The 24,328-nt window shown below is 58.8% G+C and carries 25 protein-coding genes and 1 pseudogene; 16 read left to right on the forward strand and 10 right to left on the reverse strand.

The features are described 5' to 3' along the window. Window positions 1–13: 13 nt before the first annotated feature. Window positions 14–1,204: an ATP-grasp domain-containing protein gene (locus MRBLRC7O_RS20830; RefSeq protein WP_162266709.1), complete on the reverse strand. Its 1,191-nt coding sequence runs from the start codon at window positions 1,202–1,204 to the stop codon at window positions 14–16. Window positions 1,205–1,573: 369 nt separating this feature from the next. On the opposite strand from MRBLRC7O_RS20830, the gene pyrF (MRBLRC7O_RS20835) reads away from it, so the two are divergent. Genes pyrF (MRBLRC7O_RS20835) through pyrF (MRBLRC7O_RS20865) form a run of 7 tightly spaced genes read left to right on the forward strand, consistent with a single transcriptional unit; the run spans window position 1,574 to window position 7,272 of the window. Further along, entirely contained in the window at window positions 1,574–2,431 is an 858-nt protein-coding gene (gene pyrF, locus MRBLRC7O_RS20835) for an orotidine-5'-phosphate decarboxylase (RefSeq protein ID WP_223565233.1), read from the forward strand. After that, complete coding sequence (locus MRBLRC7O_RS20840; RefSeq protein ID WP_060726704.1) at window positions 2,431–2,991, forward strand: NUDIX hydrolase; 561 nt, start codon at window positions 2,431–2,433, stop codon at window positions 2,989–2,991. Before pyrF (MRBLRC7O_RS20835) ends, MRBLRC7O_RS20840 begins: the two co-directional genes overlap by 1 nt. A 1-nt stretch (window position 2,992) precedes the next feature. Further along, a complete protein-coding gene (locus MRBLRC7O_RS20845) occupies window positions 2,993–4,219 on the forward strand; it encodes an aminotransferase class III-fold pyridoxal phosphate-dependent enzyme (protein ID WP_060726705.1) in 1,227 nt (408 codons plus the stop codon). Window positions 4,220–4,273: 54 nt separating this feature from the next. After that, complete coding sequence (locus MRBLRC7O_RS20850; protein ID WP_060726706.1) at window positions 4,274–5,209, forward strand: radical SAM family protein; 936 nt, start codon at window positions 4,274–4,276, stop codon at window positions 5,207–5,209. Then, complete coding sequence (locus MRBLRC7O_RS20855) at window positions 5,193–6,317, forward strand: aminotransferase class V-fold PLP-dependent enzyme (protein ID WP_060726707.1); 1,125 nt, start codon at window positions 5,193–5,195, stop codon at window positions 6,315–6,317. The genes MRBLRC7O_RS20850 and MRBLRC7O_RS20855 overlap by 17 nt, the downstream gene beginning before the upstream one ends. Further along, window positions 6,314–6,622, forward strand: coding sequence for a hypothetical protein (locus MRBLRC7O_RS20860; protein WP_060726708.1), 309 nt, complete (start codon window positions 6,314–6,316; stop codon window positions 6,620–6,622). The genes MRBLRC7O_RS20855 and MRBLRC7O_RS20860 overlap by 4 nt, the downstream gene beginning before the upstream one ends. Continuing rightward, window positions 6,619–7,272, forward strand: a complete 654-nt coding sequence (gene pyrF, locus MRBLRC7O_RS20865; RefSeq protein WP_020010257.1) for an orotidine-5'-phosphate decarboxylase — start codon at window positions 6,619–6,621, stop codon at window positions 7,270–7,272. The genes MRBLRC7O_RS20860 and pyrF (MRBLRC7O_RS20865) overlap by 4 nt, the downstream gene beginning before the upstream one ends. A gap of 199 nt (window positions 7,273–7,471) precedes the next feature. Here pyrF (MRBLRC7O_RS20865) and MRBLRC7O_RS20870 read toward each other — a convergent pair whose 3' ends face one another. The 4 genes from MRBLRC7O_RS20870 to MRBLRC7O_RS20885 form a co-directional block, all read right to left on the reverse strand. Continuing rightward, window positions 7,472–8,380 (reverse strand): helix-turn-helix domain-containing protein, encoded by a 909-nt coding sequence (locus MRBLRC7O_RS20870; protein WP_060726709.1) that lies wholly within the window; start codon window positions 8,378–8,380, stop codon window positions 7,472–7,474. 352 nt (window positions 8,381–8,732) lie between these two features. Beyond that, complete coding sequence (locus tag MRBLRC7O_RS20875; protein WP_020010259.1) at window positions 8,733–9,977, reverse strand: MFS transporter; 1,245 nt, start codon at window positions 9,975–9,977, stop codon at window positions 8,733–8,735. A 344-nt stretch (window positions 9,978–10,321) separates the two neighbouring features. After that, entirely contained in the window at window positions 10,322–10,891 is a 570-nt protein-coding gene (locus tag MRBLRC7O_RS20880) for a pyridoxamine 5'-phosphate oxidase family protein (RefSeq protein ID WP_060726710.1), read from the reverse strand. Between the two features lie 35 nt (window positions 10,892–10,926). Continuing rightward, window positions 10,927–11,898 (reverse strand): MBL fold metallo-hydrolase, encoded by a 972-nt coding sequence (locus tag MRBLRC7O_RS20885; protein ID WP_060726711.1) that lies wholly within the window; start codon window positions 11,896–11,898, stop codon window positions 10,927–10,929. A 125-nt stretch (window positions 11,899–12,023) separates the two neighbouring features. On the opposite strand from MRBLRC7O_RS20885, the gene MRBLRC7O_RS20890 reads away from it, so the two are divergent. Next, entirely contained in the window at window positions 12,024–12,920 is an 897-nt protein-coding gene (locus MRBLRC7O_RS20890) for a LysR family transcriptional regulator (protein WP_060726712.1), read from the forward strand. Between the two features lie 68 nt (window positions 12,921–12,988). On the opposite strand, the gene MRBLRC7O_RS20895 is transcribed toward MRBLRC7O_RS20890, so the two are convergent. The 5 genes and pseudogenes from MRBLRC7O_RS20895 to MRBLRC7O_RS20915 all read right to left on the reverse strand — a co-directional run bounded on the left by MRBLRC7O_RS20895 (window position 12,989) and on the right by MRBLRC7O_RS20915 (window position 15,072). Then, window positions 12,989–13,363, reverse strand: a complete 375-nt coding sequence (locus MRBLRC7O_RS20895; protein ID WP_367727599.1) for a VOC family protein — start codon at window positions 13,361–13,363, stop codon at window positions 12,989–12,991. A 39-nt stretch (window positions 13,364–13,402) separates the two neighbouring features. Then, a pseudogene (locus MRBLRC7O_RS20900) lies at window positions 13,403–13,742 on the reverse strand (helix-turn-helix domain-containing protein); the annotation flags it as partial. 56 nt (window positions 13,743–13,798) lie between these two features. Then, window positions 13,799–13,981: a glucoamylase family protein gene (locus tag MRBLRC7O_RS20905; RefSeq protein ID WP_223565234.1), complete on the reverse strand. Its 183-nt coding sequence runs from the start codon at window positions 13,979–13,981 to the stop codon at window positions 13,799–13,801. A 66-nt stretch (window positions 13,982–14,047) separates the two neighbouring features. Beyond that, a complete protein-coding gene (locus tag MRBLRC7O_RS20910) occupies window positions 14,048–14,530 on the reverse strand; it encodes a hypothetical protein (protein WP_223565235.1) in 483 nt (160 codons plus the stop codon). A gap of 146 nt (window positions 14,531–14,676) precedes the next feature. Beyond that, the gene (locus tag MRBLRC7O_RS20915; protein ID WP_060726714.1) at window positions 14,677–15,072 is read right to left on the reverse strand and encodes a (R)-mandelonitrile lyase; all 396 of its coding nucleotides are present in this window, start codon (window positions 15,070–15,072) and stop codon (window positions 14,677–14,679) included. Window positions 15,073–15,379: 307 nt separating this feature from the next. On the opposite strand from MRBLRC7O_RS20915, the gene MRBLRC7O_RS20920 reads away from it, so the two are divergent. The 8 genes from MRBLRC7O_RS20920 (at window position 15,380) to MRBLRC7O_RS20955 (ending at window position 24,184) form a co-directional block, all read left to right on the forward strand. Beyond that, entirely contained in the window at window positions 15,380–16,402 is a 1,023-nt protein-coding gene (locus MRBLRC7O_RS20920; protein ID WP_035212759.1) for a substrate-binding domain-containing protein, read from the forward strand. Between the two features lie 103 nt (window positions 16,403–16,505). Continuing rightward, complete coding sequence (locus MRBLRC7O_RS20925) at window positions 16,506–17,999, forward strand: sugar ABC transporter ATP-binding protein (RefSeq protein WP_077998777.1); 1,494 nt, start codon at window positions 16,506–16,508, stop codon at window positions 17,997–17,999. Then, window positions 17,996–18,940 (forward strand): ABC transporter permease, encoded by a 945-nt coding sequence (locus MRBLRC7O_RS20930; RefSeq protein ID WP_077998776.1) that lies wholly within the window; start codon window positions 17,996–17,998, stop codon window positions 18,938–18,940. The genes MRBLRC7O_RS20925 and MRBLRC7O_RS20930 overlap by 4 nt, the downstream gene beginning before the upstream one ends. 1 nt (window position 18,941) lies before the next feature. Beyond that, window positions 18,942–19,910 (forward strand): ABC transporter permease, encoded by a 969-nt coding sequence (locus MRBLRC7O_RS20935; RefSeq protein WP_003504616.1) that lies wholly within the window; start codon window positions 18,942–18,944, stop codon window positions 19,908–19,910. A 3-nt stretch (window positions 19,911–19,913) separates the two neighbouring features. Continuing rightward, the gene (locus tag MRBLRC7O_RS20940) at window positions 19,914–20,936 is read left to right on the forward strand and encodes a LacI family DNA-binding transcriptional regulator (RefSeq protein WP_060726717.1); all 1,023 of its coding nucleotides are present in this window, start codon (window positions 19,914–19,916) and stop codon (window positions 20,934–20,936) included. 38 nt (window positions 20,937–20,974) lie between these two features. Beyond that, complete coding sequence (locus MRBLRC7O_RS20945) at window positions 20,975–22,024, forward strand: sugar phosphate isomerase/epimerase family protein (protein WP_060726718.1); 1,050 nt, start codon at window positions 20,975–20,977, stop codon at window positions 22,022–22,024. An 11-nt stretch (window positions 22,025–22,035) separates the two neighbouring features. Then, window positions 22,036–23,205 (forward strand): Gfo/Idh/MocA family protein, encoded by a 1,170-nt coding sequence (locus MRBLRC7O_RS20950; RefSeq protein WP_060726719.1) that lies wholly within the window; start codon window positions 22,036–22,038, stop codon window positions 23,203–23,205. Between the two features lie 124 nt (window positions 23,206–23,329). Next, on the forward strand, window positions 23,330–24,184 hold the full coding sequence (locus MRBLRC7O_RS20955; protein WP_060726720.1) for a sugar phosphate isomerase/epimerase family protein: 855 nt from the start codon (window positions 23,330–23,332) through the stop codon (window positions 24,182–24,184). Window positions 24,185–24,328 lie beyond the last annotated feature (144 nt).

Below are 24,328 nucleotides of genomic sequence, written 5' to 3' on the forward strand. Positions count from 1 at the left end.
AATTTCTCCCGGTTCAGGATGCGCTGGCCACGGGTACTGCGGTCACGTGACGGACAATTTCATGAATGACGTCCTCGCAAGACGACGGTTTCCGCACGATCCCGCAAAACGGCGAATGGATTTCGCTATAGGAAGGAACGTCCGGTCTGGTGGGTTGCGCGTTGATCAGGCACCGGACGAACTGGTCGTCAAAGGTCTGCCTGACCGAGCCGCAATCGAGGTTCGCGCCATAAGGAAAGAGGAACCACCCGAACATGTCTTGGGCGCCCCGGCCGAGGACAACGTTTGCAGTTTCGCCAATCGCGCAACGCAAATCCGCGTGGTGGAGATTGACTCCGGTCTTTAACTCGAAGGCTTCGGCGATATAGGCGCCGCCGATGCGCCCTGCGAATTCCAGAAAATGTGGTTGACCATTGCCGTCAACAATCATTTCGAGATGAAACCCGCCGTCGGAATAGTTGAGCAGGCGGGAAAGCTCCGTTACAGCCGTGCTCGCCCATTCGGGATTTTCGATTTGCGTTGAGCCGAGGGCTGAGCCAGCCGCATAGGAAAAACACGTATTGACGTATTTCGACGCTTGCAGGATGTCCAGCTTTCCCCCCTGCAAAAGCCCGTCAAGATGAAGGATGTCGCCGGGGATATATTCTTCGACGAGCCAGTCTGTCTCACGAAGGGTTTCGACGCGGGCATCAAGTTCATTTCGTGAACCGATCCAGATACCGTTGCTGGCTGCATCCAGTCGCGGCTTGAGCACCAGTGTCTGATGGAGCGGTATCCGGCCACTCGCGCGCTTGTATTGTGCAAGCGACCAGAATGCGGGCTGCCTGACGGTTGATCCACGGACTGACATTCGCATTGTCAGTTTGTCGCGGATCGGGAGCACCTTTGCGACCGTGTCGCCGGGAATATTGAACCGTTCACGGATTTGGGCGGCGAGAATGAGGTCACGCTCACCGCGTGCAACCAGGCAGTCGCAATTCGCGCATGCCTCTTCTATCAGCGCCGGTAGCGCATCCGGATCAAGGTCGGACAGTTTGGCGGTGATGATCCGTGCTCGCGCAGGCGACACCCCGTCGAGGAACTGACCGATATAGGTCACCTCATGCATATCGTGGTCGATTACCTGATTGTACCGGACGCGCTCCGGATCAACCCGGTTGAGTATTACAATTCTTGCCAATGCCCGCTCCTGTTCTTTGCTCAAACACCGATCCGAATGTTTTCGGACGCCTGCTTCCAAAGGGCTGCTCTTCGATCTCCCTGATCCACGGGGCGGAATGGCGAAAGAGCCGCACTTCCTCCGCAGCCGTCGCTCGATGGCGAACTTGATCGTGATGTTTTCTGACATTAGTACATTTATTGAGACAAGCAAGATGCTAAATATAGCGTTGACGGCGCCAAAAATGCCGTCAGGCGGAAAATAAAACTTTCAATAATATCTATATTTAACATTTACTTAGATATAAAGCCCGCAAGCACCATCCGGTGTTCGGATTTAAAAACAACAATTTTGGCTTGAGTTTTTTATGAACATAATCTCATTATTAAGACGAAATGACGAAAAAGGGTATTCATGTCATCCGCCAACTTTTCCTCGCGCTTTATGCGAACCGCTCAAAAGGTGTCACCACTCTGCGTCGGGTTCGACCCGTCAACCACGGTTCTTCAATCGTGGGGGCTTGCGCCCGATGCACAGGGAGCGGCACAGCTCTGTCGCGTGCTTCTTGACGCCCTTGACGGGCTGGCCGGCATCGTTAAGCCGCAAGTGGCTTTCTTTGAATCCTTTGGGCCCGAAGGCATGCAATTGCTTGCTCGTTTCATAAGCGAGGCGAAGTCGCGGGACCTGCTGGTTATCGCTGATGCAAAGCGCGGCGATATTGGTTCGAGCATGGAAGCTTATGCGAGCGCATGGCTTGGGCCCGAAAGCGCCTTCGGTGCCGACGCAGTCACCGCCAGTCCTTATCTGGGACCCTCGGCGCTATCGCCCCTGTTTCGGCGAGCGGCTTCGACGGAGACGGCGGTATTTGTGGTGGTCCGCTCGTCCAATCCAGAGGGCGCATCCGTTCAATCCGCCATGACGCAGGGGCGCAGCGTCGCTCTTGATGTCGCAACATCCATCACGGCCTGGAACGACGCCCTGGAAAATGAGGGCGATATCGGGCCGGTTGGCGCAGTCGTCGGCGCTACGGGCGGAGCCGAAAGCGCAACACTTCTGGATGCGATGCCCCGATCCCTCTTCCTTTCTCCGGGTATCGGCGCACAGGGGGCAACGATGCAGGACGCGCATAAAATGTTCGGGTCAAGTGCATCGCGTGTAATCCCAACAGTCTCCCGGTCAATCCTTTCGGCAGGACCTGACAGAGACCGGCTTCGCGAGACAATCGCGGGCTTTGCCCGTTCAGCTCGCTTGCTGCAAGAGCAGGGGCGCTGATGCCTACACTTTTATCCTTCCCGGAACCCACGGATATTGCTGAACTCTTTGTGGCCCGCTCACGGCTGGGCATCGATATCAATACAACCAATTTTGCCGTTGAAGGACTTGTTCTGAACGATGAAGGGCAAGTGGTTCTCATCAAGAGGGGACCGATGTGCCGCGACAATATTGGCCTCCTTGAGGGGATTGGGGGGCAATGCCACGACTCAGAGCGATTTCGGGACGCATTGCACCGGGAAATTGCAGAAGAAGTCGGAACAGCGGCCATAATTGAAATCGAGCGGTTTTCTCACATGCGCCTCCAGCATGAACGGGAAGGAGCGTCGGGAGCATCTGCGAAGTGGATTGTCGTGTCTTATATCTGCCGCTGGCGCTCCGGTCCCCTGACCGTTACCGAACCGGCAAAAAATAGTGGCTTCCATCTGGTTGATCCGCACGCATTCAGCGCCGCGGATCTCGCACCTTCCGCAAGATTCTCGCTGAACATTTACCGCGCGTCCGCCAGGCAAGTTTCGCCTGATGACGCGACAAGAGATTTACTCACATTGAGGGAGTGACATGGTAAGGCTTGCAACATCGGGTGTTTGTCAATTTTTTCTGTCAAACGGGGAGGAAATCCTCTTCAGGGAGGGCAGCGGTGCGCTCGTTACAGATACCAAGGGCCGCAATTATTACGACTTCATCCTGGGTTTTGGGCCGGTTGTGCTGGGTCATGCGCGGCCTGATTTCACAAGTATTTTCCGGCAGAAAGCGGCTGGCGCAATACACTTCCCGGGTTATGCCGGACAACACGTCGATTTTCTCGAAGCCTTTCTGCCTGAGGCCTATCAAAATCACAGCGTCGGCTACTTCAAGCACTCCTCTGACGCCATGACTGCAGCCGCTCGGCTGGCGTGCAAGAAAACCGGCCGTAAAGGTCTGATCCGATGCGGCTATATAGGCTGGCACGACGCACAGATCGGCAACAGTCCACGATGGCACGAGCGGCTTTCATCGCCGCACCGCAGTGAAATCCGCCCCAATTCTTTCACTCGCGGGATGAGCGAGAGCGAACCCGTGGTCAACTGGATTGATCTGCGGATTGACAGCCTGAGACAGATTCTTGACGATGCGCCCGATACCTATGCCGCGTTGTTATTTGACGCCTATCAGTTGTCATTGATGTCGCCGGCGGATCTCTCCGAAGCGATTGCACTCTGCCGCGATCGTGGTGTTCAGGTCGTGGCGGATGAAACAAAAACCGCAGGACGGGTCTCACCTATGGGAGCGCTCGCCGCAGTCGGTCTTGACGCGGACTACGTCGTGCTTGGCAAGGCAATCGGAAACGGCGCCCCGGTCTCTTTGCTTGTCGGCCCGCCATCCATGTCCAGTGATTACCTCGAGGCGAAGATAAGCGGAACCTATTGCAAGGAGCTTTTGGGCGTTTTCGCCGCCTCGGCGACGCATCAGCTCATGGAAGAGCTGCATGGATATTCGATGTTTGGAGAAATTTCCGAGCGCTTCGTCAATGTATTCACCAACGCTGCAGCAAACGTCGGCCTTGGAGACCAGATCTATGTCGAGCTGATACTCGGGGGATCGCTGTTTGAATTACGCTTCAGCGAAGACATAGAAAACAATCTCGGTCTGCGGGCGAAGATACCCCGCATCTTTGCCGATCACGGCATATTGCTCCTTCAGGGGCACCCATCCTTCTTCTGTCTTTCCCACGCGGAGATTGACTGGTCCGACCTGTCCGCACGCATCGAGCGGGCTCTGAGGGCATCTTTGCCATTATTCGCCTGATCCAAGAACCGCTTGCAGACCGCTAGTCGGTCATCTGCCTCGTAGGAGTTGCGAATGCCTTTTCCAGACCACATCCATTTTCTCAATCAGGGCGATGAGCCGGGCGACCGGGTGTTCATCAATATCACGAGGCGGGGCTGCGGTAGCGGTTGTTCCTATTGCTATATCATCTCCCCGGCGGGACCCCAGGTGTTCGTCGATGATGCCGCACTTTCCAACAGCGCCGAAGCCTTGCTTCAGTCCCCCTATTTCCGGCCGGGTCGCAACGGCACGATTGTCTCGCTCTGCCCGGATTCCGAACCCTTCAAGGACGAACGATCGACAGAGAAGGTTCTCTGTGTGCTGCGCGCAGTGCTCTCGCTTGGCAATCCGGTGCAGATTCCGACGAAGGAAAAGGTTCCGGAGGCTGCGCTGGAGGTGATCAGCACCCATGCCTACCCTAATCAGGTCGTGCTCTTCACCTCTTTCTCGTCACTCGCCAAGGCCGGCAAAATCGAGCCACGGGCTGCCCCTGTCGCCGATCGAATTCGTAATTTCGCCTTGGCGCGCAAGCACGGTGTGTTCGTCTGCATGTATCTGAAGCCATTCCTGCCTGCCACGCTGAAGGACCTGGATCATGTCCTCCAGGTTCTGGAAGCGGAACGACCCGATGCGATCTGTGTCGGGATGCTCTACACAACGACGCAGCAGCAGGATTCGGCCTATACTCATCCTGTGCACGCCAGTCTCACTGCGCGCCCGCTGGATGACGATTTCAATACCTTCGTCGCCGCCGTAAAGGCACAGGGCCTCGTGCCGCTTTTCCATTCATCCGTGTGCGTCACCGCTTGGGCGCTGGATCGCATCCCTATGCCGCACATATGGAAGGAATATCCGGCGCTGTGCGTCAACTGCCGCAACTGTGAGCGTGATCTACAGGACCGTTTTTCACAGTCAGCTGTTCCCTCCTTCACCTCTCCGCAGCCGGTGTATCATGTCAGTCTACCTTAACAATGCCACCACAGGATATCCAAAGGCCATCTCTGCGGTAGAGGCCTATTCCGCGGCGCTGCAATCGATACCATCGGATGTGCGTCACAGCGCTGAGCCGCAAATCGAACTGGTGCGGGGGCGCATAGCCTCGCTGCTGGGCGTGGACCACACGCATCTCTTCTTCCTTTCGGATGCGACGCTGGCGCTTAATGCCGTAATCCGGGGATATGTCGGTCTGGGAGACCATTGCGTCACCGACAACCGGTCGCACAACGCGGTTCTGAGAACACTCAACGGAATACCGGGCGTCAGTTGGCAGGTTGCTCGGGTTCATGATCTTCACGAGGAACCCGACTTTTCCTTCCTCGACGTCATTGACGAGCCGAAACTGGTTTGCCTGACCCACACCAGTAACGTCACCGGTTCTGTTTATGATGTGACGACGCTCATCAGGCGCATCCGCTCGCGATTTCCGAAAGCGGCTGTGCTCGTGGATGCGTCACAATCGGTCGGCTTTTGCCCCATTGACGATCTGGATGACGCTGACTTCATCGTATTTCCGGCTCACAAGCATCTGCATTCAATGCCTGGTGCGGCCGTGCTTGTAGCGCGCCGCAGGCTTGTTCCGTTTATTCTTGGCGGTACCGGCAGCAATTCAGCTGAACTCGCGCTCGGCGATACTGGCGGGAATTTCGTCGAGGTTGGCACACCGAATTTACCGGCGATACTTGCACTGGGCGCCGCACTTGAAGAGCAGAATGACGGTGCTCACGACATTCGCCGTCGGATCGAAAACCTCACCGAGATGCTCTGGAGCGGACTTCAGTCGGTTCCCGGCATCCAGCCTCTCGGGCGGCGACCCTATCAGAAGCGTTCAGGCGTTGTCGCCTGCAAGCTGCCGGGCTCACCGGAAGCTGACTGGATTCCCTTTCTGCGCAGCCAGGACATAATCGCTAGGGGAGGGCTTCACTGCGCCCCGACAATTCACGAAGAACTAGGTCTGGGAAACGTCGGCACCCTCCGCTTCAGCATCAGCCGGTTCACTCGTGAAGACGAGATCCGTAGCGCTGTAGAGGCTGTGCAGATATTTGCGGACTTTGTCGCAGAGGAGACGGGTCGGCCATGACGCTATATCGATCCGATCGCCTTGTAATCGAAGAACCACGCCCCTGCGCAGAGGAGCCCGACCGTGTCCACCTGGTAGGCCATCTAAGGTCGACGACACTCGACGAGATCGCCACGCTGCTGCTTGAGGACCGCTGGCGAACCTTGCGACTGAGGCAGCCCGCCGCACTGGTGGCGCACGGCCCGGACGGAGAATTGCTCACGCTGAACGCGGAATGCGAATTCTCGCTCTCGCGGCTGATCGACGCGCAATCCGGCCTTGCATTTTTTCACGATCTGATCACGAGAATGGAGTTGCAACAATGAGCAAGTTTCTGGGAGAAAAACGCACCGGTCTTATATTCGCGGCGGATTTGCCCTCTTTCGATGAGAATGCCCGGGTACTCGATGTCATCAGTGAATATGTCGATGTTATCAAGGTCTGTAACCCTCTGGTAATGCGGGAGGGCGCTGCAACGATCCGCAAACTGGCAGACCGTTACGGGAAGCCTGTCTTTGCTGACCTCAAGGTCGCCGACGTTCCGCATACGAGTGCCCAGATCGTGAAAATCGTGGCGGACAACGGCGGTTCAGCCGTAATGGTGCACGGCTTTGTCGGTCCCGACGGGATTTCGGAATGCATGGAGGCCGCCGGCGATAACGTGGGCATCATTGTCCAGTTGGAACTGACGAATCCGGGTGGGAAATTATTTACCGCTCCAATTGCCAACGACATGGCCCGGCTTGCAGCTGACATGGGGGTCTACGGCACCCAGGCACCTGGCAACAGACCCAACAGGATCGCAGAAATCAGAGACATTATTGGTCCCGACCCGGTCATCGTTTGCTGCGGCGTCGGAGCCCAGGGCGGCAAGCACAACGAGGTTATGCAAGCCGGGGGCACCTATTCCATCGTCGGGCGCGCGATCTATAACGCCGAGGATCCCGTCCAGGCGGTCACGGCTGTGCTGAACTGACCCTGGAGGCCGTCTCCATTTGGGGACGGCTTCTCCCGTTAACTGCGCGCTCCGGCAGTTACCGGATCTGTCCACAGACCATCAGCCGCCGGAGAACTACAGTGGCTGATGTCAGTCAAAATGGCTGATGCAAACTACTCCGCGACAGTAAGCCGCGCGGGACGCGGCGTCGTCGAAAGACCGGAGGTTCCACTCGACCCTACCGGTCGTCGTCCACACCGTATTTGGCTATCAGATTATCAATGAAGTCCGCCGCTTCGGTCGCCTTCAGCGCCTGCTCCCACATTTGACGTGAAATGTCCTCATGCAGTCGCACGCCGTCCTGGGAGGTGGTTATCAGACCGACCCCGACGCGAATATTTGGCTGCTCTCCCAAACGGAACGGACTGATAGCCAACACCGAGTGATCGGCCTGACGAAAAATCTGGAAGCTGGTAGAGGGGACGGATTGCGGAAGAATCCCCAGTTGCACCCCCAGGGGCTGCTTTCGAAACAGGCTGCTGATGTGGCGCACTTCCCGGCATGCCATGACACGGCGGCGCCTCTGAACTTCTTCCGGCAAATCCTGGCGACCAATCAGGCCATGGAGAAGGAAACGCTCAAGATCTGAGGAGGCGATCAGGCTAACGAGCAAAGGCCGGCGCAATCGGTAGTTTTTCTTTCGTCCCTTCAACGTATCGATCAACCGGCGGATTGCGTCTTTGGTCGCGTCATCCATGGGAGCTGTATCGAGGAAGACCTCCTGAAGCATCTCATCGTAGACTTCGGAGGTCAGCAGATAAGAGATCGGGCCAAAAAAACCAATGATCTGCTCGCTCTTCTCCTCGAGCTGACGCATGCGCTCAAAGAAGGAGCCGGCGGTGTCAATATATTCGATGTCAACGCCAAGGAGGCTCTGGATAGAAACGCCCAACACCTTGGTGATGCTGACGAGCAGCTCTATCTTGAGAATCTCCCCTTTCTCCGCGCGATAAAGGGCGGCACGGGAAATGCCGAGACGTTTCGCCATTTCCTCCGGCGAAAGACCGTGACCGATACGATAGGCCTGCAATCGCGCACCAATCTCGTCGATCCGAATTACATCATCATATGCAGTTTCGTCAGTCATCCTGATGCCGCCGCCAACTTTCAAAGACTAATACATGAGCGATACCGTTCGCATACCGGAAGGATCGGGGCAACATGCCACAATGCCTGCATGGTATTTATACAAATCTAAACTTCTAGACCCCCCCCGATAAAATACCGCCAAGCAATCGCTCGATGGGACGACCGTTGAACCTTGCAGTGACGGGCAGGCGGAAATTATGCTGCGAAAAATCAATGCATCTTCCTGTTGCGCCGAAAACGCCGCATGGGCGGCATCATTTCAACATTTCGCTCCGCTTGCCAGTCGGGTTCACCCTGCCGCGTTCTGCGGCAGGGTGTCGAATTTGCAGCCGTTGATGCTCGCTCAATCGTCAGGAAAGCTCACGTCCGCGCCGTTCCGGGATCAGGAGCCACATGGCGACCATGTCGAGAATATACAACGTCGCCAACAGCGCGATCGCCAGTTCAAATCCGTAGAACGAAGCAATAGTGCCAACCACGACGGGACCAAATCCACCGACACCGCGTCCGACATTAAAGAGGACATTTTGTGCGGTAGCGCGGGCCGCGGTCGGAAAAAGCTCGCTGATAAGGGCGCCGTAACCGCCAAGCATTCCGTTGACGAAGAATCCCATAACTGCACCTGCCACCAGCAATTCGTATGGGTCGGTCAGTTGCGAGTAGATCACGACCATAACAGCGGCCATGAACATGTACCCGAAGAAGGCAGGACGACGACCGATCCGGTCTGCAATGTGACCAAACATAAAAATGCCCAGTGCCATCCCCGCAATCGTCACGGTCGTCCAGATCGCCGATTGTGTCAGTGCAAAGCCAAACCGGGTAGCAAGATAATTCGGGAGCCAGATCATCACGCCGTAATAGCCGAAATTCTGAACCGAGCAGAGAATAGCCATCCCGATACTGAGTTTTGTGGTGTCCCAGTCTTTTACAAGAAGTCGCAGCGAGGATTTGGTAGATTTTCCGGCTTTGTTTGCGACAAAAACCTCGGGCTCGTGCAAGGAGTTTCGAATGAAGTAGGCAACGACAGCCGGGAAAATCCCGATCGCGAACATCCCCCGCCACCCGATCACAGGCAAGAGCATTGGCGTCACAATCGCCGCTGCCAGGACACCAAGTTGCCACCCCAGACCGACATAGGATGACGCTCTGGCGCGTTTGTTTGCCGGCCAGGCCTCGGCCACCAAGGCCATCCCGATGCCGAACTCACCGCCAAGGCCGAGGCCGGCCATCGTCCGGTAGAAAAGAAGGTCCCAATAGCCCTGTGCAAGGGCGCAAAGTCCAGTGAAGACGGCAAAAAGTACGATGGTCCAGGTCAGAACTTTGACACGGCCCAGTCTGTCGGAGAGCATGCCAAACAGAACGCCCCCGATGACGGCGCCAATGAGCGTCGCGGTAACGAGCGATGCCGCCTGACCCGGGCTCAGGGAGAGGTCGCTCGAAATTGCTTTCAACATAAACCCGAGGATCAGCAGATCGAACCCGTCCATCGCATAACCGATAGCGGCGCCCAGCATCGCCTTCTTGGCCTTTCCATCCACTTCACTCGGACTCGATGAAGTCACTTCCTCACGATACGCAGTGTCAATGGTCATTTTGTTCCCCTTTTTGACCTGACGACGAAAAGAAGAATAGACCACATCAATGTCTCAATCGTCAATATTTATCTCAGTATTTAGACAGTCGCTTGAAAACGTCTTGGGCGAGACGCGCATGACCAATATTCAATGTCGCACGAGGCAACAAATGCGCCCTCGAATGTCCGGGGAACGGTAGAGAATTCCCGTTCGTAACAAAGGCTGCAGCATGAACTCCGGAAAACCAATGAGTCCAATCCTGACCAGATCGTCCTACATGCACGCGGGGATGGACGAAGCGGGTTATGTCCCGTCCCCGTCGGCTCGACAAAGTTCCCGAAGCCCTGAAAACGGGGCGTTGGTCAGTCCATGCGCCAACGTTCCAGCTCGGCAAGTGTGAAGCGCGGCGTTATATGCTGGGGGCAGTTCCAGTCGAATGCCTCCACGGCGATGAGGACAAGACGTTCCACCCGGGCAGGATAGTCTGGCATGGTCAACCTCTTTGCCAGCAATGGATCATCTGCTGCGTCGATGATCCGCATACGGGCGAAAATCTTCAGGCGGCGCTGATGCGCGTAATCCATCAGAAACAGCGAGACGCGATCGTTCACCTGCACATTGCCTGTCGTGATATATTGCCGGTTACCGCGAAAGTCGGCAAAGCCGAGCAGTGTCGGGTCGAGTGTGGTGAGGAAGCCGGCCGGCCCGCCCCGGTACTGGACGTAAGGCCAGCCCGTTTCTGAAACACTGGCGAGATAAAAACCGTCGCGTTCCCGAATGAAGGCTGCTTCTGCGGGGCCGAGGCGCTGGCTTCCGGGCGTCTCATCGGCGCCGCCGCGCGCGGCAATGCGCGCCCATCGCTCGGCACTTCCATAGTGATCCTGTGCGGCCGCCACGGAGGACGTTGTTGCAATATCAAGATATTTTCTCATTTTCCATCTGCCTCTCCAGGCGGCCGAAACCGGCCTCAGTCTTGCAAAGCCCAATCCGCAACCTGCCAACGGATTTGTCCACGGTCGGCAACGACATGGCCTAACCCCGGAAACGGCATGTGCGTGGCGGCAATCAGTGCGCCTTCCGACGCGGCGCGAGGGAAAAAGCGATCACGCATTGCCTTGGCGGCTGCCTGGTCCTGCTCGAACAGAAAGAACACGTCGGTCGCTCCTGGATGTACGACCGGGAAGATCATGTCTGAGACCATGATAAGGCTCTTTCCCTCATCTTCCACCCGAACGCCGATATGGCCGGGCGTGTGGCCGGTCAGGTCGACAATCGTTACGCCGGGTACAATTTCACGCTCTCCATCGATCGCCTGAAGTCTGGGGTAGAGGCGCACCACTTCTTCCGCCATCTGGAAGCTCGTCTGGAGGAATTCGGGTGCGCCGCTGCGCTTGGCGGGGTCGGTCCAATGCCTGACGTCGCGCCGATCGATATAGACCTCCGCATTCGGGTAATTGTTCTTGCCGCCGGCGATCAGGCCGCCCATGTGGTCCTGATGCATGTGCGTCACGATGACCGCATCGATCTGATCAAGCTGCAGACCAAGCCTGGCGAGGGCTTGCGGCAGATTGCCGGTTTGCCCGATGGAGCCCGCTGCGCCTGCATCAATCAGGATGCGACGTTGGCCATCGTCGACAAGATACTGGTTGAACAGAAACCGCACGCCGCTTGGCCTGGCGGTGAACTGGGCGACTGCCTGCCGTTCCACCTCGGCCGGGTCACGGCCGGGAAAAAAGGTGTAGGGCATATCTGCATGGCCGTCCGTCAGCGCGGTCACCGTAAAGCGGCCGACGCGGATCTGCGCCAGCGGCGTTACGCTGGCCAGCGTCGTAACCGGTTCCGGTGTTGCGGCAAGGGCCTGCGCGCCATGGATCAGTCCGCCCCCGAGGAGGCCAAAAGGAAGAGCGCTGGCAAAGGCACGACGCGAAAGATTGGGCATGACGTCTTTCTCCTTATTCTGGCAATGAGGGAAGGCCCCTCGACATCATGAAAACTAGGATATCCAAAACCGATACGGTATCCTACGATTCCGGGAGATTCCCTCTCATTTTACGGAAGGATAGAATGGATCGGTTCGAAGCGATGTCAGTCCTGCTCGCGGTGGTCGACGCCGGCAGCCTCTCGGCGGGGGCACGGCGTTTGCAGGCCCCGCTCGCCACCGTCAGCCGCAAGGTCGCCGACCTCGAAAAGCACCTTGGCGCCCGTCTGATGCTGCGGACGCGCCGCGGCCTGACCTTGACGGATGAAGGACGAAATTACGTCGCCGCGTCACGGCGTATTTTGGAGGAACTGGAGGCGGCAGAGCGGCAGGCCAGCGGCGACTACGGCGCGCTGCGCGGAGGGCTGCATGTAACCGCGCCAATTACTTTCGGCGAGCGTCACGTTTTGCCACTTGCACTGGAATTCCTCAAGGAGCAACCCGAAATCGATATGCGGCTGACGCTGACGGACCGCCAGATAAGTCTGTCGGATGAACATGTTGATGTCGCCCTTCGCATTGGACATCTCACCGATAGCGCACTGATCGTAACACGTGTTGGCGCAGTCCGCCGGGTCGTGTGCGCCAGCCCTGACTATCTCACCCGGCGGGGCGTTCCGCTTGACCCCGACGACCTCGTCCGGCACGACGGTATAAGCTTTCAGGGCTTCGCGACCGCGCCTGAAGTGCGTTACCGCCGCGACGGGGTGACCTTCAATGTCGAACCCCGCCCAAGGCTTGCGGTCAACACGACAGAGGCCGCAATTCAGGCGGCCGTATCGGGTATCGGCATCATCCGCGTGCTCTCCTACCAGATTGCAGACCAGTTACGTTCTGGCGCCCTGCAGGAAGTACTTGTGGAATTTGCGCCGGAACCGCTACCCGTGAATGTCGTCTACGGACCAGCCGATCCATTGCCAACGAAGGTTCGATGCTTCCTGGATTGGATTACGCCCCGCTTGCGCGATCGACTGGCCCATTAAATTCCCATCAGGACCCACCACCGATTGACTCTATTTCATGAAACCAACCGTGTACGGGGCTGTCTGCCTCATTTCGTCTGAGGCGTCCTTGCAGTCAGTTTATTTCCGTCGGGGTCGCGAAGATATGCAACGAACACCCCGTTCGGACGTGCCGTGGGCGGGCTCTCGATTGCCGTTCCGCCGTGTGCGACACCTGCGGAATGCCACGCCAGGACATGGTCGGGGGTCGTGGCCGCGATACCGATTGTTCCACCGTTGGCAGCGGTCGCCGGTTTGCCGTCAATGGGTGTCGTGATCATCAGTCGTCCTCCTTCATGGGCGTAGATCAGTCGGCCTCTGGCGTCCATCTCGCCAGGCTTGCCGCCCAGAGCGACGAAGGTGGCATCGTAGAAATCTCTCGCGCGCTCCAGGTCGTTGCTGCCGATCATGACGTGGGTGAACATGCTTATCTCCTCTGGACTGCCCGTCCGTTTTCGTGACTTTTAGCGGTCGAAGTTTCTTAGATATCTTGATGTTGACGTTCCGAGAGCCTTCTTGAACATGGTAATGAACGCCGACACCGATTCATATCCGAGGTCGCCCGAAACGTCCTTTACTGTCGCCCCTGCTGCCAAGGCTTCGGATTGCGACGATTAATTGCAACTGTTGGCGCCAACGGCCAAAGGTAAGGCCGGTCTCCCGCTGAAAGAGACGTGCGAGCGAATTCTTGCTCATTGCCACTCGCGTTGCCCACTGCGCCATCGTACTGCGATCGGACGGATTATTCACCAGTTCCGACGCAATCTGTATAAGCCGCGATTCATCCGTCAGCGGCAGATGAAGAAATCGCTGCAATAGGCATCACCCAGACCGCGCGGATCGAGAGTGCAGAACGAAAACTACGACAGGAAGAGCGGACCTCCAAAAGGCTCGGCATGCGGCAACCTGACACCGAGATAAGTCTCGCCGTTCCTGATTTCGCCCTTGCGCGCCCAAACGGAGTGGTAAGATGCCGTGTCTATCGCGTGTGCGGCTGATTCCGCCGCAAGCACATAACACACCAGTGCCTCGTTCCATCCCACAATCGGCAGGTTCTTCGCCCAGCCGAACCGGGGGCTCCAATGCTAGAAAAGGGGCCCAGGCTTTCCCTACGTAAACCAGTCCCACACCACCGCCTCCACGATGTCGTTAACGGACCGGCGCAGATCGATTTCGCCTGATGATTGCTCACCAAAGAACTCGCGGGCGCAGATCAGCGCCTGAACCAGAAGCGCAGTCTCGACGAGATCGCCGCCGTCGTCGAACTTTGCACATGGGATTGTCTTGCCGCCAGACGTATGGACAAAATGCGGAAAGGCACCGTGAAATAGTTTCACCGCGCCGAGAGATCGCAGCATGCGGTTTGCCCGGTCGACCGCCGCCTGCCTTGTGATCCAGGAACGGTAAACGCCGACGATCAGTGTAAGAAATCCGAAGCCAACACCCGATATGGACGTGATGTCGTGGATCGGCCGACCCTCCGATCCCATGCTGTCCCTCGGAAGGCCGCTCTCAGGATGGCTGCCGGACCAGAAATAATCGAAGGTACTGTGATGCAGGCCATCAAGTTGAGCAGGAAATTCGTCCGTCACTTCCAACCTCGGATGATCCGCAGCAAAACCAGAAGCAGACCCGCAAACAGGCTTATCCGGCTCGCAGGCGCAGCGGATTGGCTGCGGATGCCGGCGCTCCCGCACGCTGCTACGGGCCGTTCATCCGCCAGATCTGCGGAGCAGCGTCATGCGCCGTATTGCTCATCCGTCACATGCTCCATCCAGCCTACCGCCTTGCCGTCCTTGACCTCCTGAAGCGCAATATGGGTCATCGCCACATCAGGTGCGGCGCCGTGCCAGTGTCGTTCACCCGGTTCAAACCAGACGATATCACCGGGGCGAATCTCCTCCACCGGCCCGCCCTCACGCTGCGCGCGGCCAAGGCCGGATACTACGATCAGGGTCTGGCCGAGGGGATGGGTGTGCCAGGCGGTGCGGGCGCCGGGTTCGAAAGTCACCTGAGCACCCTGTACCCGTTCGGCATCGAAGGGGTTAAAGAGCGGATCGATACGGACCGAACCGGTGAACCAGGCATCCGGGCCTTTACCGGACGCTCGTGTTCCCGCGCGCAGTATTTCCATGGTTGTTCTCCTGACTGGTCTCGAGCGGCGATTTGATGTGGGAATTCCCCGCTTGTCCACAGCCGAGTGAAAATCTGCCCGATCGGAAACGGTTATATGCCTCTCGAAAACCCGATGACACGACCGTTCTCGCGTGGTTATCCCGCTCTTCCATATGGGTTTTCGAACGCTGCCAACCGTCATTTTCCTTCTTTCTGCACGCCGCAACAAAAATCATTCTCGGGATTGACTCAGTTATGAAACCGGTTACATTCACCGATGTAAACGGTTTCATCAGTTGAAAACCGTGCTTGGAGGAGCAAATTTCATGTTTAGACATTTGATGGCTGCCGCCGCTTTGGTGCTGGCGGCCGGCACGTCCGCGCACGCCCAGGAGCAGAGCTTCAAGATCGGTCTTTCCAATTCCTTCGTCGGCAGCGAATGGCGCACGCAGATGATCGAAGAGGCTCAGGCTGCCGCAAAAGCGTGGGGCGAAAAGGGCGTCAAGGTCGAAGTCGTCGTTCAGAGCGGCAATGTCGATGTGCAGGGGCAGATCGGTCACATCCGCAACTTCATGAACCAGGGCGTTGATGCGATCCTCATCAATCCCGGCAGCCCGACGGCCTTCGACCCGATCTTTGCGCAGGCCAAGGCGCGCAACATTCTCGTCATCGCCACCGATGCGGAAGTGTCTTCCAAGGATGCGATCTATGTCGGCATCGACCAGAAGGCATGGGCGGCCCAGTCCGCACAATGGCTTGCTGATGCGTTGAAGGGCAAGGGAAGTGTCGTCGCCATCAACGGCATCGCCGGCAACCCCGCCAACGAAGCCCGCGTCGCCGGTTACCGCGAAGTGTTCAAGAAATACCCTGACATCAAGGTGCTGAACGAAGCCAATGCGAGCTGGGATCAGGCGCAGGGCCAGCAGGCCATGCAGAACCTGCTTGCAACCTATCCCGATATTAGCGGCGTCTGGGTTCAGGACGGCATGGCAGACGGCGCATGGCGCGCCATCGAAGCCGCCGGCAAGACCAAGGACATTGCCGCAACCGGTGAGATCCGCAAGGACTTCATGACCCGTTGGGAAAAGGAAAAGTTCAATTCCGGCGCTTCGGTCAATCCTCCCGGCGTCATGGCCAGCGCGCTCAACGTTGCTGTCCTGAAGCTGCAGGGCAAGGAATTCAAGGACGGCATTTTTGGCGGCACCTATGGCAACGCCATCTACATTCCGATCCCCTTCGTCAGCAACGACAATCTTGCCGACAACATCAAGACTGCAGAAGGCAAACCCGGCTACTGGTCCGTTACGGCAACCGTGACGCCGGAACAGGCGGGCGAGTTCTTCAAGTAATATCCGTCTCGGGCCGGCGGCGAACGCCGGCCCGAACCAGAAATTCGAGCGCGGACCGGGCCTTGGCCATCCGCCTGCGACAGACACAATTCGGGGACATGCGATGGCGAACGCTTTGGAAGCGGCCGGCATAACGAAGAATTTTGGCGCCGTGCGTGCGCTTTCGGACGGCAGGCTGACCGTGGGCCGCGGTGAAATTCACGCGCTCCTGGGCGCCAATGGCTGCGGCAAGAGCACGCTCTGCAAGATCGTTGCGGGCGCGGTCGCGCCGACCAGCGGCACCATCAGGTTCAACGGTGAGGACGTGCGCTTCAAAAGCCCGCGGGACGCCGAAAATGCCGGTGTCGCGCTGTTTTATCAGGAACTGAGCCTCATTCCGCAGCTTTCCGTCGCTGATAATATTTTCCTAGGGCGTGAGCCGAAACGCGGCGTCTTTGTCGACAGCAAGGCGCTGAAGGCCGAAGCGGGCAGACTGATCGCGCTGTTTGAAGGCGTGGCTGGCGAAGGGCTGGAGCCGGATGCGATCGTCGGCACGCTGCCGCCGGATCAGCGCCAGCTAGTCGAAATCCTCAAGGTATTCGCCCAGAATGCCAGCCTGATGATCATGGACGAGGCGACGGCGGCGCTCGATGGCCGCCAGTCGCAGCGCTTTTTTGAGATACTTCGGGCCAAGAAGGCCGACGGCGTCTCCACCATCATGATTTCCCACCGTCTCGATGAGGTCTTTGCCGTCTGCGACCGCATCACCGTGATGCGCAATGGCGCGACGATTTCCGAACTGGATACGGCCACCACCAGCCGCGAGGCCGTCGTGCACGATATGGTCGGCGATGTCCGCGCAGCACCGGCTCGCCAGCAGGGGCGTGCCGCCGCAGTCCCCAGCCTCAAGGTAACGGATGTTGCGGGCGAGGGCGTGCGTGGCGTCAGTCTTGAAGCCTATCCGGGCGAAATCGTCGGTCTGGCCGGTCTGCAGGGGCAGGGACAATCGGCCTTGCTGAAGGGCTTGTTTGGCGCCAGCCCGTTTGCAACGGGGCAAATCCGGTTCGAGGGCAGTGACATCACCATCGGCAAGCCTTCTCAGGCCGTTCATAGTGGTTTTGCCTATGTCTCGGGTGACCGCGGGCGTGACGCGTCGCTTCAGGGCCGGTCGATCTTTGAAAATCTCGTCGCGGCCCTCATGGTGCGCGAAAAGATGCGGCTGGTCCGGCCCGCGACGCTGAAGCCGCGCGTGCAGAAGGTCGCGGATGACATGAAGACGAAGTTCGCCGGCCTGGATATGCCGATCGGCACGCTGTCCGGCGGCAACCAGCAGAAGATCTTCATTTCCCGCTGGCTTGCCACCGCACCAAAACTGCTGCTGCTCGATGATCCGACCAAGGGCATCGATCTCGGCGCGAAGGCCGATCTCTTCGCGCTGATGCGGCAGCAGGCCGATGCCGGCGCGACCATTCTTCTCTATTCCTCGGAAGATGCGGAAATCCTCGAATATGCCGACCGCATTCTCGTCTTCAATGGCGGGCGCATCTCCGCGGAACTGACCGGAGCCGACATGACATCCGTAAACATGACCCGCGCCGCTTATGGAGACGCCGCATGAGCTCTTCCGGTTTTCTGCGCAGGCAACCCTGGATCATCACCCTCGTGGTTCTGGCCGTTCTCGTTGCCGTCAACACGTTTCTGCAGCCGTCTTTCGTTCAGCCCTCCGTGCTGCAGTCGAACCTGACCACATTTCTGCCCCTGATCCTGGTGGCCATCGGCCAGACCTATGTCATTCTGGCGGGAGATATCGATTTGTCGGTCGGCAGCATCGTGGCGCTCGCCAATGTCGTCACCGTCAGTGTCATCGCGGCGCTGGGTGGTACGACGGGCGCCGTCTTTGCCGGCATGGCGGCGGGTGCGGCTGTCGGGCTGCTCTGTGGACTGGTCAATGGCCTCTTCATCTCCGGCCTGCGTTTCCAGCCGATTGTCACGACTTTTGCGACAGGCATCATCTTCGCCGGGACGGCGATCTGGGTGCTGCCGCAGGCGGGTCTTCCGGTGCCGGAAGCCTTTTGGCAGACCTATTCCGGCAGCTTCATCGGCGTGCCCTTCGTGCTGTGGGTGCTCGTGGCCGGCATCGCCTTCACGCTGATCGTATCGCGCATTCCGTTTAACACGCATCTCCTGGCGGTCGGCGGCAATCGCACCGGAGCCTTCCAGACGGGCCTGCGCCTCTCCGGCATCCGCATTGGCGCCTACATGATCTCCGGGCTGTTTTCGGCGCTGGCAGCGCTCTGCCTCACCGGCGAGACGGCCTCGGGCGATCCGCTTCTGGGCGCAAGTCTCGCGCTCTCTTCCATCTCGGCGGTGGTCTTGGGCGGCACCGCACTTTCCGGCGGCTTCGGCAGTTCGACCGGGTCGATTGCCGGCGCGCTGGTGCTCGGCATGATCGGTAATGTGATTTTCTTTGCGGGCTTGCCCTTTGAGTACCAGACACTGGTGCAGGGGTTGATCGTGCTGACGGCTCTTGCCGGCGGTGTTCTGGTGACGAGGCGTTGATATGACCAATCCCGGCTTGCAACTCAAAACCCTTCTCACCGATCCTCTGACCATTGCCATTGGCGCGTCCGCCTTCCTTTTGCTGGTCGGGGAATTGCTCTCGCCCGGTTTTGCACAGGGCTCGCAGATCGTGCGGTTGCTGACGATCGCCGCCATTCTCGGCATCGTCGCGGCGGGGCAGAACCTCGTCATCCTCGGCGGACGCGAAGGCATCGATCTTTCCGTTGGTGCGATGATCTCGCTCGGCGCGGTCCTTGCCGGCAACATGATGAACGGCCAGAATGCCGGCATTCCGCTTGCCATTCTCGTTGCGGGCGGCATTCCTTTCCTGATCGGCCTCATCAACGGCCTCGGCATCACCTTCGTGCGTATTCCGCCGCTGGTGATGACGCTCGGCATGACGGCGGTCATTCAGGGCGGTCTGGTGGTTTATTCGCAGGGCGTTCCATCAGGTGCGGCGGCACCGCTGCTGGCGGGCTTCATCAACCGCCCGCTCGTCTTCGGCATTCCCGGCGTGCTCTTCGTCTGGCTGGGCATCGCCGCGATCATGCTGTTCGTGCTGCGCCGCACGGCCTTCGGTTTCGCCATCTATGCCATCGGCTCGAATGAGAGAGCGGCGACGCTCACCGGATTGCCCGTCTCCCTGATCCGCACGCTACTTTATGGCCTTTCCGGCCTGTTTGCCGGGCTGACCGGGGTCTGCGTCATCGGTTACACAGGCACGTCCTTCATCTCCGTCGGTGACCAATATGTGCTTCCGTCGATCATCGCTGTTGTCATCGGAGGCACCTCGCTTGCGGGCGGTGCGGGCGGATATGTCGGAACCATGGCCGGGGCAGTTGCGCTCACCATTCTGCAAAGCGTACTGATAACGCTCAACCTCGATGTATGGGCACGGCAGATCATATTCGGTGTCACGTTGCTAGCGCTGATGCTGCTTTATGGCCGCCAAAAGCAGTTGCGTGTGTGACAGATGAGCAAAGACCAAGGTTCGAATATCAGGGAAGTTGCAGCTCTCGCGGGCGTTTCGATCGCGACCGTATCGCGGGCGCTGCAGCAACCCGACAAGGTTCGCCCGGAAACCCGGAAGAAGGTTTTCGACGCCGTCCGGCAGGCGAACTTCGTTCCCAATGCGCAGGCGGCGAGCTTCCGGCGTCAATCCAACAACACCGTCATCCTTCTCGTTCGCGATATCGGTAACCCGTTTTATCTCGAAATCTACAAGGGCGTTGAGGAAGCGGCCGGCGAAGCGGGTTTCAAGGTGCTGATGGGTGACGCCCGCAACGACGAGCACCGTGTGGCGACCCATATCGACATGGTGCGGCAGAAACATGCCGACGGCCTGATCCTGATGACTGGCCAGTTCCCGTCCGAGCTTCTCGATCAGGGCGATGCGCTGCCGCCCATCGTCATCGCGTCGGAAACGGTGCCCGGCCTCGCGCTGCCGACCGTCAAGGTCGATAACCGCGCCGCCTCCATCAACGCCATGCGCCACCTCATAGAGGCCGGACACAAAAGGATAGTGCATCTGGCCGGTCCCGTGCCGGAAAGTCTGGCGCAGGAACGTTTCGACGGTTACCGTGATGCACTTGCCGAGGCCGATATTGCTTATGCCGACGAACTTGTTGTGACGGGCGATTACAGCATCGAGGCCGGCCGTCAGGCTATTGCAGGTCTTCTTGAAAATGGCATTGCCTTCACCGCGATCTTTGCATCGAGCGACCAGATGGCGATCGGCGCGATCAGCGAGTTGCGGGGCAGGGACCTGTCGGTTCCGTCCGATGTCTCCGTCATCGGCTTCGACGACATCATCTTCGCCAATGCCTTCGAACCGCCGCTGACGACGGTGCGCCAGCCCCGGCAGGAGATGGGCCGTAAGGCCATGGCGCTGATGGTCGACCGGCTGAACGGCAAACGCACGGCCGAAACCATCGTGCTGGATACGGAACTGGTGGTGCGCGGCTCGGTCGCGCCCTGCCACCCGCCGCACCGGTAGCGGCCAGTCGGAATTGTGAATGCAAGGAGTGTAAGGACATGAAGACGATCAGAGGCCCGGCGATTTTCCTCGCGCAATTTGTCGGGGATAAAGCTCCCTTCGACACGCTCGACAATCTCGGCCAATGGGCGGCTTCCCTCGGTTACAAGGGCATTCAGGTGCCGACCGATCCCAAGCTCTTCGATCTCGAGAAAGCCGCCGCCTCCAAGGGCTATTGCGACGATATCAAGGGCCGTCTGGCCGAGATTGGCGTCGAAATCACGGAGCTTTCGACCCATATTCAGGGTCAGCTTGTGGCCGTTCACCCGGCCTATGATGAAATGTTCGACGGTTTTGCACCGGCCGAACTGCGCGGCAAACCGCAGGCGCGGCGGGAATGGGCGGTCAACCAGCTGAAGTGTGCGGCGAAGGCGTCGCAGCATCTTGGCCTCAAAAGCCATGCGACTTTCTCCGGTGCGCTCGCATGGCCGTTCGTTTATCCGTGGCCGCAGCGTCCGGCTGGTCTTGTCGAAATGGCCTTTGCTGAACTCGGCAAGCGCTGGACACCCATTCTCGATGCTTTCGAGGAGAATGGTGTCGATCTCTGCTATGAACTGCATCCGGGTGAGGATCTGCACGACGGCGTCACCTTCGAGCGTTTTCTTGACGCCACCGGCAATCATGCACGCGCCAACATCCTCTACGATCCCTCGCATTTCGTGCTGCAGGCAATGGATTATCTCGATTTCATCGACATCTATCACGAGCGTATCCGCGCCTTTCACGTCAAGGATGCCGAGTTCAATCCGACGGGCCGCTCGGGCGTCTATGGCGGTTATCAGAGCTGGGTCGACCGGCCGGGGCGTTTCCGTTCGCTGGGCGACGGGCACGTGGATTTCGGCGCAGTCTTTTCCAAGCTCACCCAATATGACTTCGACGGCTGGGCGGTGCTGGAATGGGAATGCGCGCTGAAGCACCCGGAAGACGGCGCGCGTGAGGGCGTAGCCTTCATTGAAAACCACATCATCCGCGTGACCGAGCGGGCTTTCGACGATTTCGCCAAAAGCGGCGTCGATGATGCCGCCAATCGCCGCCTTCTCGGACTTTGAAAGGGATAGCCATGTCCTCCGTTACAAAAAAATTCGATGGCCGCCGCATCCGTCTCGGAATGGTCGGCGGCGGTCAGGGCGCTTTCATCGGCGCAGTGCACCGCATCGCCGCCCGGCTGGATGACCGTTACGAACTCGTGGCCGGCGCACTTTCCTCCGATGCGACGCGTGCTGCCGCTTCGGCAACGCTGCTCGGCATCGCGCCGGAGCGCTCCTATGCCTCGTTCGAGGAGATGGCGGCGGTTGAGGCCGGTCGTGAAGACGGAATCGAGGCGGTCGCCATCGTGACCCCCAACCACCTTCATTTCGCCCCGTCCAAGGCCTTTCTCGAGGCCGGGATCCACGTCATCTGCGACAAGCCGGTGACCGCGACACTGGAGGAGGCGAAGGAACTGGCCAAAATCGTCGGGGCATCCGACAGGCTGTTCATTCTGACGCATAATTACACCGGCTATGCCATGCTGCGGCAGATGCGGGAGATGATTGCCAGTGGCGATATCGGCAAGCTGCGTCACGTCCAGGCCGAATATGCGCAGGACTGGCTGACCGAAGCGGTTGAAAAGACCGGGGCGAAGGGTGCGGAATGGCGCACGGACCCCAGCCGCTCCGGCGCGGGCGGGGCAATCGGCGATATCGGCACGCACGCTTTCAACGCTGCCGCCTTCGTCACGGGCGAAATCCCCAGCAGCCTTTATGCGGATCTGACCTCCTTCGTGCCGGGTCGGCAGCTGGATGACAGCGCCAATATTCTCTTGCGTTATGAAAGCGGCGCCAAGGGCATGCTCTGGGCAAGCCAGATCGCGGTCGGTAATGAAAACGCCCTGTCGCTCCGGGTCTATGGCAATAAAGGCGGGCTTGAATGGCACCACCGGGTGCCGGATGAGCTGTGGTTCACGCCTTATGGGGAGCCGAAGCGGCTGATCACCCGCAACGGTGCGGGCGCGGGAGCTGCCGCCAACCGCGTCAGCCGCGTGCCGTCAGGGCACCCGGAAGGATATCTCGAGGGTTTTGCGACGATCTACCGCGAAGCCGCAGATGCAATCATCGCCAAAAGGGAGGGAAAAACAGCCGCCGGGGAGGTGATTTACCCCGGCATGGAGGACGGCCTTGCGGGTCTCGCATTCATCGATGCCGCCGTTCGCTCCAGCCAGACCTCGACCTGGGTCAAAATCGACATCTAGGTCGCAGCCTATCGGAGGAGACGACGCAGGGCACCGGAGGCTGTGCCCGGCACCTGCCCGGTCAAGGAGACAGGGAAGGGTGGGCGTGTCGTCACATTGATCAAACGGAAAGGGAGTTACGCGTTTGAAAACGTTCAAGTCAAAACTTGCAGGCATGGCATTCGTCGTCGGACTGGCGGCCGGTTTCGCAAATCCGGTTTTTGCCGATGACAGCAAGACGCTGCCGATCGCCGCGCAGATGTATACCCTGCGCAATTCCGGAACGCTGGAAGAGCAGCTTGCCATCCTCAACCGCGCAGGCGTTTCCGCCGTGGAAACGGTGGACATGCAGAAGGTCAGCGCCAGCGAACTGAACACGCTTCTCGAAAAGCACAAGATCAAGGTCATTTCTTCGCACGTGCCGATCGACAAGCTGCGCGGCAATCTCGACGAGGTCATCACGGAGCAGAAGGCCGTCGGCAATCCGGTCGTGACCGTGCCTTTCCTGAAGCCGGAAGACCGTCCGAAGGACGCCGCAGGCTGGACCGCCTTGGGCAAGGAGCTCGGCGGATATGCGGACAAACTGTCTGCGGCAGGCCTCTCCATGGCCTACCACAATCACGACTTTGAAATGGTCAAGTTCGACGGCAAGACGGCGCTTGAACTGCTGCTCGATGCGGCAGGCCCGAAACTGCAGGCCGAAGTCGACGTCGCCTGGGTGGCGCGCAGCGGCAATGATCCGGCAGAGTTCCTCGGCACATTGAAGGGCAAGGTTTTTGCCATCCATGCCAAGGACAATGCGCCTGCGGGAACGGCGGAAAACGAGCGCGGCTTCGCCACACTCGGCACCGGCACTCTCGACTGGAAGACGATCCTGCCGGCGGCAAAACAGGCCGGCGCAAAATGGTTCATCCTTGAGCACGACCTTCCGCTCGATGCCGAAGCCGTCGTGACCAAGGGCAATGCGTTCCTGAGCGAACGCCTGCCGACCATTCAGTAAACACTGCCAGTAAAACCAGAACCGCTCCCCGGCGGCCGGTTCGCCGGGGCGCATGAGGTTCGACAGACACATAACCAGTTTCCGCCGCGTCGCGACGGGAAGCGTTTTGTCCTGTCGTTTTTTCCAAGCTCACATCGGAGGAGT

It is taken from the genome of Agrobacterium radiobacter, assembly GCF_040801995.1.
In the GTDB taxonomy this organism is placed as follows: Bacteria; Pseudomonadota; Alphaproteobacteria; order Rhizobiales; family Rhizobiaceae; genus Agrobacterium; species Agrobacterium radiobacter.

What these genes read in the sequence shown, in the direction of transcription:
- pyrF (WP_223565233.1), top strand. Translation starts at nt 1,574, where the DNA reads ATGTCATCCGCCAACTTTTCCTCGCGCTTTATGCGAACCGCTCAAAAG.
- MRBLRC7O_RS20840 (WP_060726704.1), top strand. Translation starts at nt 2,431, where the DNA reads ATGCCTACACTTTTATCCTTCCCGGAACCCACGGATATTGCTGAACTC.
- MRBLRC7O_RS20845 (WP_060726705.1), top strand. Translation starts at nt 2,993, where the DNA reads ATGGTAAGGCTTGCAACATCGGGTGTTTGTCAATTTTTTCTGTCAAAC.
- MRBLRC7O_RS20850 (WP_060726706.1), top strand. Translation starts at nt 4,274, where the DNA reads ATGCCTTTTCCAGACCACATCCATTTTCTCAATCAGGGCGATGAGCCG.
- MRBLRC7O_RS20855 (WP_060726707.1), top strand. Translation starts at nt 5,193, where the DNA reads ATGTCAGTCTACCTTAACAATGCCACCACAGGATATCCAAAGGCCATC.
- MRBLRC7O_RS20860 (WP_060726708.1), top strand. Translation starts at nt 6,314, where the DNA reads ATGACGCTATATCGATCCGATCGCCTTGTAATCGAAGAACCACGCCCC.
- pyrF (WP_020010257.1), top strand. Translation starts at nt 6,619, where the DNA reads ATGAGCAAGTTTCTGGGAGAAAAACGCACCGGTCTTATATTCGCGGCG.
- MRBLRC7O_RS20870 (WP_060726709.1), bottom strand. Translation starts at nt 8,380, where the DNA reads ATGACTGACGAAACTGCATATGATGATGTAATTCGGATCGACGAGATT.
- MRBLRC7O_RS20875 (WP_020010259.1), bottom strand. Translation starts at nt 9,977, where the DNA reads ATGACCATTGACACTGCGTATCGTGAGGAAGTGACTTCATCGAGTCCG.
- MRBLRC7O_RS20880 (WP_060726710.1), bottom strand. Translation starts at nt 10,891, where the DNA reads ATGAGAAAATATCTTGATATTGCAACAACGTCCTCCGTGGCGGCCGCA.
- MRBLRC7O_RS20885 (WP_060726711.1), bottom strand. Translation starts at nt 11,898, where the DNA reads ATGCCCAATCTTTCGCGTCGTGCCTTTGCCAGCGCTCTTCCTTTTGGC.
- MRBLRC7O_RS20890 (WP_060726712.1), top strand. Translation starts at nt 12,024, where the DNA reads ATGGATCGGTTCGAAGCGATGTCAGTCCTGCTCGCGGTGGTCGACGCC.
- MRBLRC7O_RS20895 (WP_367727599.1), bottom strand. Translation starts at nt 13,363, where the DNA reads ATGTTCACCCACGTCATGATCGGCAGCAACGACCTGGAGCGCGCGAGA.
- MRBLRC7O_RS20915 (WP_060726714.1), bottom strand. Translation starts at nt 15,072, where the DNA reads ATGGAAATACTGCGCGCGGGAACACGAGCGTCCGGTAAAGGCCCGGAT.
- MRBLRC7O_RS20920 (WP_035212759.1), top strand. Translation starts at nt 15,380, where the DNA reads ATGTTTAGACATTTGATGGCTGCCGCCGCTTTGGTGCTGGCGGCCGGC.
- MRBLRC7O_RS20925 (WP_077998777.1), top strand. Translation starts at nt 16,506, where the DNA reads ATGGCGAACGCTTTGGAAGCGGCCGGCATAACGAAGAATTTTGGCGCC.
- MRBLRC7O_RS20930 (WP_077998776.1), top strand. Translation starts at nt 17,996, where the DNA reads ATGAGCTCTTCCGGTTTTCTGCGCAGGCAACCCTGGATCATCACCCTC.
- MRBLRC7O_RS20935 (WP_003504616.1), top strand. Translation starts at nt 18,942, where the DNA reads ATGACCAATCCCGGCTTGCAACTCAAAACCCTTCTCACCGATCCTCTG.
- MRBLRC7O_RS20940 (WP_060726717.1), top strand. Translation starts at nt 19,914, where the DNA reads ATGAGCAAAGACCAAGGTTCGAATATCAGGGAAGTTGCAGCTCTCGCG.
- MRBLRC7O_RS20945 (WP_060726718.1), top strand. Translation starts at nt 20,975, where the DNA reads ATGAAGACGATCAGAGGCCCGGCGATTTTCCTCGCGCAATTTGTCGGG.
- MRBLRC7O_RS20950 (WP_060726719.1), top strand. Translation starts at nt 22,036, where the DNA reads ATGTCCTCCGTTACAAAAAAATTCGATGGCCGCCGCATCCGTCTCGGA.